The sequence below is a fragment of the Arsenophonus endosymbiont of Bemisia tabaci Q2 genome (genome assembly GCF_902713415.1).
GTDB lineage: Bacteria > Pseudomonadota > Gammaproteobacteria > Enterobacterales > Enterobacteriaceae > Arsenophonus.
The window spans coordinates 1-4,678 of record NZ_CACTIE010000214.1 but is presented as its reverse complement, the minus strand read 5'-3'; the positions used below and the strand labels follow the sequence as shown (position 1 = coordinate 4,678).

7 protein-coding genes and 1 pseudogene are annotated in these 4,678 nt (G+C 36.2%); 7 read left to right on the top strand and 1 reads right to left on the bottom strand.

All coding sequences use genetic code 11. From position 1 onward, the window contains the following. Window positions 1-41: 41 nt before the first annotated feature. The 6 genes and pseudogenes from ARSQ2_RS12025 to artM all read left to right on the top strand — a co-directional run bounded on the left by ARSQ2_RS12025 (window position 42) and on the right by artM (window position 3,541). Window positions 42-200 (top strand): transposase, encoded by a 159-nt coding sequence (locus tag ARSQ2_RS12025; RefSeq protein ID WP_202880417.1) that lies wholly within the window; start codon window positions 42-44, stop codon window positions 198-200. Further along, window positions 191-465, top strand: a pseudogene (locus tag ARSQ2_RS13195) (DUF2867 domain-containing protein); the annotation flags it as partial. The gene ARSQ2_RS12025 and the pseudogene ARSQ2_RS13195, both read left to right, overlap by 10 nt. Before the next feature lie 169 nt (window positions 466-634). Next, window positions 635-1,372 carry an arginine ABC transporter ATP-binding protein ArtP gene (gene artP / locus ARSQ2_RS10125; protein WP_181995224.1) on the top strand — a complete coding sequence of 246 codons (738 nt, stop codon included), beginning with the start codon at window positions 635-637 and terminating at the stop codon, window positions 1,370-1,372. A gap of 10 nt (window positions 1,373-1,382) precedes the next feature. Next, complete coding sequence (gene artJ / locus ARSQ2_RS10120) at window positions 1,383-2,126, top strand: arginine ABC transporter substrate-binding protein (protein ID WP_181995226.1); 744 nt, start codon at window positions 1,383-1,385, stop codon at window positions 2,124-2,126. Between the two features lie 12 nt (window positions 2,127-2,138). Further along, the gene (artQ, locus tag ARSQ2_RS10115; RefSeq protein WP_181995225.1) at window positions 2,139-2,879 is read left to right on the top strand and encodes an arginine ABC transporter permease ArtQ; all 741 of its coding nucleotides are present in this window, start codon (window positions 2,139-2,141) and stop codon (window positions 2,877-2,879) included. Further along, window positions 2,876-3,541, top strand: coding sequence for an arginine ABC transporter permease ArtM (gene artM, locus ARSQ2_RS10110; RefSeq protein ID WP_181995223.1), 666 nt, complete (start codon window positions 2,876-2,878; stop codon window positions 3,539-3,541). Before artQ ends, artM begins: the two co-directional genes overlap by 4 nt. A 165-nt stretch (window positions 3,542-3,706) precedes the next feature. On the opposite strand, the gene ARSQ2_RS10105 is transcribed toward artM, so the two are convergent. Further along, on the bottom strand, window positions 3,707-3,862 hold the full coding sequence (locus ARSQ2_RS10105) for a hypothetical protein (protein WP_181995222.1): 156 nt from the start codon (window positions 3,860-3,862) through the stop codon (window positions 3,707-3,709). Window positions 3,863-4,099: 237 nt separating this feature from the next. Between ARSQ2_RS10105 and ARSQ2_RS10100 the strand changes: the two genes are divergently transcribed. Continuing rightward, window positions 4,100-4,372 carry an HU family DNA-binding protein gene (locus ARSQ2_RS10100; RefSeq protein WP_181995221.1) on the top strand — a complete coding sequence of 91 codons (273 nt, stop codon included), beginning with the start codon at window positions 4,100-4,102 and terminating at the stop codon, window positions 4,370-4,372. Window positions 4,373-4,678 lie beyond the last annotated feature (306 nt).

Below are 4,678 nucleotides of genomic sequence, written 5' to 3'. Positions count from 1 at the left end.
AGAAACAGAGTATTCAATAAGTCATCATCGATGCGGGGCATATGGTGGAATATTTGCCTACCTATTCGCCAGATCTTAATCCAATTGAACATAAATGGGAACAAGCTAAATGTAAAAAAAAGAGCGCTCGGATGCGACACAGATATTTTGTTCGCACTCAATATGGTGTAATCAAAATTAAGTCGCTTAGCTATATTTAGGCGACATGATCAATAGCTGGAAAGTGATTAATATCAAACCCGGACATCAATTAACTCTATTACCGCACATCAATTAACTCTATTATTTGGTATGAAAGCACCGGGACTAGGGCGTTTAACTTTTACCATCAAGGATTATGGCAAATATCGAACGTTAGATGTCAGAGCATGGTTGCATGCTGCCGGTTTTTCAGGACTAATGTATTGGCTAATCATGAGCCTAATTCATCGTTTTATATTTAAGGGGGCATGGCTAAAAAATTAATAAAATTGCATTACATTAATAATGCATAAAAAATAATAAAAATTACCTTAATAAAGCCAAAACGCCTTATAAAATATCAATATTAGTCTATTTGCAGAAATTACATATTGCATAACTATTCCATTAAGATTATCATTGTTTAACTTGTTTATTTATTTAGATTTTTAGCATGAGTATTCAATTAAAACAAATTAATTGTTTTTATGGTGAAGAGCAAGCCCTACACAATATCAATTTGACATGTGAAACGGGTGAAACGATGGTATTACTTGGCCGAAGCGGTGCTGGAAAAAGCTCATTATTACGTGTGTTCAATTTACTAGAGATGCCCCGTTCAGGCCAACTGAACATTGCTGGGTACCATTTTGATTTTTCACGCCAAACCAAAAAAAATGAAATTAGAACGTTAAGACAAAAAGTGGGGATGGTATTTCAACAATATAACTTATGGCCACATTTGACCGTAATGGAAAATCTAATTGAAGCGCCTTGTTTAGTATTAGGTTTAACTAAGGCAGCAGCTAAAGAAAAAGCAGCAAATTTATTGCATCGTTTACGGTTAACCGAATGTGCTAATCGTTTCCCATTGCATCTTTCTGGAGGTCAGCAACAGCGAGTGGCAATTGCCAGAGCATTAATGATGGAGCCTGAAATTCTGTTATTTGATGAGCCAACAGCCGCTCTCGATCCTGAAATTACAAGCCAAGTAGTTAATATTATAAAGGAATTATCAAAAACGGGCATCACCCAACTGATAGTTACTCATGAAATTGATTTTGCCCGTAAAACAGCGAGCAAGATAGTTTATATGGAAAAAGGAGTAATTGTGGAGCAAGGCGATATTGATCGTTTCACTAGACCACAAACTCAAGGCTTGGAAAATTATCTATCCCATTCATCTCAATGAGAATAACGTAATGAAAAAATCATTATTAGCTATTATCTTATCCAGCCTATTCATATCAGTACTAGCCTCACCAAAAGAGACAATACGCTTTGCAACTGAAGCAACATATGCCCCATTCGAATCAATTGATGCCAATAATAACATTGTTGGTTTTGATATTGATCTGGCTAATGCTATATGTAAAAAACTCAATGCCAACTGTACATTTACTCATCAATCTTTTGATAGCTTAATCCCCAGTTTGAAAATGCGTCGGTTTGATGCTTTGATGGCTGGAATTGATATTACCCCAGAGCGACAAAAACAAGTTGATTTTATTGATAGTTATTATAATAACTCAGCAACATTTATCGCAGTAAAAAATAAAATTAATAAAATATCATTATTAAAAGGTAAAAAAGTTGGCGTGCAAAATGGAACCACCCATCAAAAATATATCAGCCAACAGCATAAAGAGATGCAAGCTGTCCCGTATGATAATTACCAAACTGCTATCCTCGATTTACAAAATGGCCGTATAGATGCTGTGTTTGGAGATACCGCTGTTACAACGGAATGGTTAAAAACAAAAGGTAACGAAAACCTTGCCGCCGTGGGTGAAAAAATAACAGATGCTAATTATTTTGGTGTGGGTCTGGGTATTGCGGTACGCAAAGGAAACAAAGCGCTGCTAGATAAATTAAATAAAGCGATGGCACAATTAAAACAAGATGATACCTATGATGCTATCTACCAAAAATGGTTGCAAAAATAGTCGATTATCGTGATGAATAATCTGTTGTTTCTAATAAATGCCGCCGGTTTGACGATTACTCTTGCTGGTATCGCTTTGATAGTAGGGCTATTGTTAGCCCTGTTATTTACTGCTTGGGAATCTGCTCGCTGGCGGCCTTTAGCCTTGCTCGGTTCTTGCTGGGTGACTTTAATTCGCGGATTACCTGAATTATTAGTTGTACTGTTCGTTTACTATGGCACATTACAATTTATTATGTTGTTAGGTGACGGCATTAATATTAATTTCATTTTCTGGCAAACAACCTGGCAAGTTGATCCTAAATGGTTCTTCCCACAAAATAGTGAATTCGATTTTATCCCTTTTTTTTGTGGTGTTGTTGCTCTTGCTCTACTCTATGCCGCCTATGCATCGCAAAGCTTAAGAGGCGCCCTAAAAGCGATACCATCCGGCCAATGGCAATCAGCTCATGCATTGGGTCTCAATCGAAATATTGCTTTCCTACGGCTTATTATGCCCCAAATGTGGCGTCATGCATTACCTGGCTTAGGCAATCAATGGCTGGTATTGCTAAAAGATACTGCATTGGTTTCGCTGATTAGCATAAATGACTTGATGTTGCAAACCAAAACGATTGTCAATCGTACTCAGGAACCTTTTACTTGGTACTTAATTGTGGCATTAATCTACCTGGTTATCACCCTGGTAAGTCAATTTATTTTACGCCGCATTGAATTACGCACAACTCAGTTTGAACGGGGAGTCGCAAAATGATCGATTTAATCATGTCATTGCTGCCAGGCTTACCAACCAGTCTATCATTAACATTATGCGCATTACTGATTGCCTTTTTTTTAGCACTATTTTTGACTATTATTTTATCGTCAAAAAAAGCGATTTTTTCAGCTATTATTCAAGGCTATATTACGCTATTTACCAGCACTCCTTTGCTGGTTCAATTTTTTCTGATTTACTATGGACCCGGTCAATTTCCCGCACTAAAAGAGCACCCTGCATTATGGGCATTGATTTCTACTCCATGGGTTTCTGCCCTGTTAGCGTTAGCGCTTAATAGCGCCGCCTATTCCACCTTATTATTTCATGGTGCAGTAAAAGCAATTCCTAAAGCTAGCTGGCAATCTTGTCAGGCGTTAGGTATGTCAAATTACCAAACCTTAAGAATTATTTTGCCTTACGCGCTTAAACGTGCACTTTCATCCTATTCTAATGAGGTGATCCTTATCTTTAAAAGCACTTCACTAGCAAGCACCATAACGCTATTAGAAATTATGGGGTATAGCCAACAAATTTTTGGCCAAGCTTATAATGTTGATGTTTTTATTGCAGCGGGAATTATCTATTTATGCGTGAATGGCATTTTGACTTTATTAATGCGTTGGCTTGAACAATACACTTTATCTTTTGAAAAAATTTAACCAAATAAATCTAGCCTTCTAATAAAGAAAATTATATTTATGGTAATTTTTTAACTAATTACGCAAAGACTTGATGTGTTGAATGTATGCTAATCTTTAACGTCTAAAATCTATAATATGTAAGATATCAATAACACTGAACACCACTTGATAAATGTTTTTTGTTTAATGCAATATAACCATTAAGAAACTGAGAGTTTTTACAATTAAAATAATCACTCCATTTTGTAAGATATAGCTAAACGTCTTAATTTTGATTACAAAAATATATGCTTTTCTCGAATATAAATTTACTGATATAGAGTAATTACTTGTAATCATTTTAAAGTCGCCTAGCTATGCGACTGAACTACTGAGTGACCGTATTTCTTTTTGACTACAGATGATATTCCGCTTCCTCGTCTGCTCACTTGCTCCGCTCGGTCACAGACTTGCGGCGAGGGGCCCGGATTTTAATTTAAAAGATTTTTTTGAGTTAATTAGCCTTGAAACATTGCACTATTGAGTTGCTTCAGCTAGCATCACTGGGATTAAGGTATCCACTAATTCAGGCACACCATGAACAAAACCGAACTCATCAATCAAATTGCTGAAAAAGCCGACTTAACCAAAAAAGATTCAGAAAAGGCGCTGAACGCTTTCATTGAAACCGTGACAAAAACTCTAAAGGTGGGAGATGACATACAGCTAGTTGGTTTTGGCAGTTTTCAGGTTAAGCAACGTGCCGCCAGAGATGGACGTAATCCTAAAACGGGCGAGACACTTAAAATTGCTGCTGCAAAAGTACCAATTTTTAAAGCGGGTAAGACTTTGAAAGAAGCCGTCAAATAACTGACCGAAATTGATGTACGAATTAAAACACCTGTACGGAACATAATTTACCTATTTCTGTACGGGTGTTTTAGATGATATCCGAAACCGAATGATTTTGAACAGCAAAAAACATCTATCAGAAATTAATAATCGTTAAATCCAATCATTTTTAAAAATCAAGACAAGATTACCCGTAAATCACCCTCTAAAACGCGCTATAATGAACTCTGGGCTACTTTATCGATAAAAACGTAATTTATTATTACAGATAGAAGTTTATCGTTTCTCATCATGCGTTATAGCAACTTTTAATATTTATAATAC

Excerpts from the sequence above, each read along its gene's own strand:
- ARSQ2_RS12025 (WP_202880417.1), top strand. The coding sequence starts at position 42 with ATGGTGGAATATTTGCCTACCTATTCGCCAGATCTTAATCCAATTGAA.
- artP (WP_181995224.1), top strand. The coding sequence starts at position 635 with ATGAGTATTCAATTAAAACAAATTAATTGTTTTTATGGTGAAGAGCAA.
- artJ (WP_181995226.1), top strand. The coding sequence starts at position 1,383 with ATGAAAAAATCATTATTAGCTATTATCTTATCCAGCCTATTCATATCA.
- artQ (WP_181995225.1), top strand. The coding sequence starts at position 2,139 with ATGAATAATCTGTTGTTTCTAATAAATGCCGCCGGTTTGACGATTACT.
- artM (WP_181995223.1), top strand. The coding sequence starts at position 2,876 with ATGATCGATTTAATCATGTCATTGCTGCCAGGCTTACCAACCAGTCTA.
- ARSQ2_RS10105 (WP_181995222.1), bottom strand. The coding sequence starts at position 3,862 with ATGATTACAAGTAATTACTCTATATCAGTAAATTTATATTCGAGAAAA.
- ARSQ2_RS10100 (WP_181995221.1), top strand. The coding sequence starts at position 4,100 with ATGAACAAAACCGAACTCATCAATCAAATTGCTGAAAAAGCCGACTTA.